Below are 2383 nucleotides of genomic sequence, written 5' to 3' on the forward strand. Positions count from 1 at the left end.
GTATCCGCCCTATGAACTACATGTTTGATTGCTGCACTATTTTCTTATAGTTCTGTGGATATAGGTCTTTCAGGTTCTTGTGGTTGATGGCCATGATGTTTTCCAGCGTATATTTCAGCCACTGGAAGGGATTCACTTCGTGTTTTTTGCAGATGGCGAAGAAGGAATAGATCATGGCGGCCCGCTGGGCGGCTTCATGGCTTCCGGCGAAGAGGTAGTTCTTTCGACCTAAACAGCATGGGCGAAGCGCATTTTCGCATAGATTATTATCTATCTGCAGGTTTCCGTCATACAGATAAGCCGACAGCCCGTCCCATCGGGCGTAGGCGTAAGCCATGGCCTTGCCGATCTGGCTTTTGGGCAGGGTGGATTTTATTTCTTCAAAGATCCATCTGCCCAATTCGTTGATCACCGGCAGCGACTCGGTCAGCCGCAGTTCCTTGATCTGTTCGGCAGCCAGTTTTTCCTCCCGGGCCCGCCTTTCAACCGCATAGAGCCGCTGGATCATGAGCAGGGCTTTTTCGGCCCTGGGCCGGTCATTATCCAAGGCGCGCTCGAACTCTCTTCTTGCATGCGCCCAGCAGGCCAGGTGGACCACGTTTTTGCTCCGCGCGTATTTCCCGTATACGGCATACCCGTCGGTCGTATCCGCCCTATGAACTACATGTTTGATTGCTGCACTATTTTCTTATAGTTCTGCGGATAGAGGTTTTTCAGGTTTTTGTGGTTTATGGTCATGATATTTTCCAGCGTATATTTCAGCCACTGGAAGGGATTCACTTCGTGTTTTTTGCAGATGGCGAAAAAGGAGTAGATCATGGCGGCCCGCTGGGCGGCTTCATGGCTTCCGGCGAAGAGGTAGTTCTTTCGACCTAAACAGCATGGGCGAAGCGCATTTTCGCATAGATTATTATCTATCTGCAGGTTTCCGTCATACAGATAAGCCGACAGCCCGTCCCATCGGGCGTAGGCGTAAGCCATGGCCTTGCCGATCTGGCTTTTGGGCAGGGTGGATTTTATTTCTTCAAAGATCCATCTGCCCAATTCGTTGATCACCGGCAGCGACTCGGTCAGCCGCAGTTCCTTGATCTGTTCGGCAGCCAGTTTTTCCTCCCGGGCCCGCCTTTCAACCGCATAGAGCCGCTGGATCATGAGCAGGGCTTTTTCGGCCCTGGGCCGGTCATTATCCAAGGCGCGCTCGAACTCTCTTCTTGCATGCGCCCAGCAGGCCAGGTGGACCACGTTTTTGCTCCGCGCGTATTTCCCGTATACGGCATACCCGTCGGTCTGCAGGTATCCCCGGAAGCTCCCCAGTACGGGCAACGGTGCGCTGCTTCCCCGGGTAGGGCTATAGTCAAACAATACCGTTCCATCCAACGGGGCATGGTATACCCAATAGTAGCCCTGGTGGGCAGCCCCTTTTTTATCGCTGTCCAGTACCCTGATCGGGGTCTCATCCACCTGAAGATAACCTTTGGCTTTGGTGTCGAAGACGAGTTGTTCATAAAGCGGGTGGAGTTTGATGAGCGCCTCTTTTGTCCAGCCCTCGATCGTGGAGGAAGGTATCCGGATGTTTTCCCTTGCCAAGCGCTGTTTCTGTCTGTAGAGCGGCAGGTGGTCCACGTATTTATCGGTCAGGATCATGGCCAGAAGGCCGGCCCCGGGGATGCCCTTGTCGATCACCCGCTCGGGAAGCTCGCCGATTTTCACCCCATCACAGCTTTTAGCAGCATATTTATAGCGGATATACCGTTTGATATAGAACTTTGCCGGCTCGCATTCCAGTTCTTCGGTGATTTCTTTGCCGATACAGACCATATCCGAGAGGTCACCCTCCGGGTGGATCTCGATTTCTTCTACCGGTAAGTGCCCAGGAAGTTTCGCGCGCCCTTTGTGGTTGGGGCGTTTGCGGACGTATTCAATCTTTTCTTTTATTTCCTCTCCCTGCTGCTCTGCCGCGGCGGGTTCCGCATCGAATGGCAGGGATGTCTGGTTAGGGTCACCTTCAAAGCGTTCGCGCTTCTGGCCGAACTGCATCCGCCTGTACATGGCCAGCTGCGATTCCAGGTAATCTATCTTTTCATCGCGCTCGGCCAGGGCCCGGTCACGGTCGGAAACCATCGCTAAAAGGTCTTTTTTTGACAGGTTTTCCAGTGCCGTTTGCATGGCATAAAAATACAAATAATCAGTGGTTTACGCAAGCAAAAAACGATGTTTTTGATTGCTTTAGACCACTTTTTTTAGTGAAAACCGATGCCGTCTGCGGCTCTTCTCCACAACGATCCCCTCCACCATCAGCACCAGCTCGCTCCAGTCGATCTCCCCGCCCGGCGAACTGGTTCTGGGCAGCGGGAAGGTGCCGCCCTCCAGCCTTTTGTAATAC

General features: G+C 53.0%; 1 protein-coding gene and 1 pseudogene. Both read right to left on the bottom strand.

What is annotated here, in order from left to right; genetic code table 11:
- Positions 1-16 precede the first annotated feature (16 nt).
- Positions 17-643 (bottom strand): annotated as a pseudogene (gene tnpC, locus BM030_RS19455) (IS66 family transposase); the annotation flags it as partial.
- Between the two features lie 17 nt (positions 644-660).
- Positions 661-2166: an IS66 family transposase gene (tnpC, locus tag BM030_RS19460; protein WP_090975264.1), complete on the bottom strand. Its 1506-nt coding sequence runs from the start codon at positions 2164-2166 to the stop codon at positions 661-663.
- Positions 2167-2383 lie beyond the last annotated feature (217 nt).

Source organism: Parapedobacter composti, from assembly GCF_900112315.1.
GTDB lineage: Bacteria > Bacteroidota > Bacteroidia > Sphingobacteriales > Sphingobacteriaceae > Parapedobacter > Parapedobacter composti.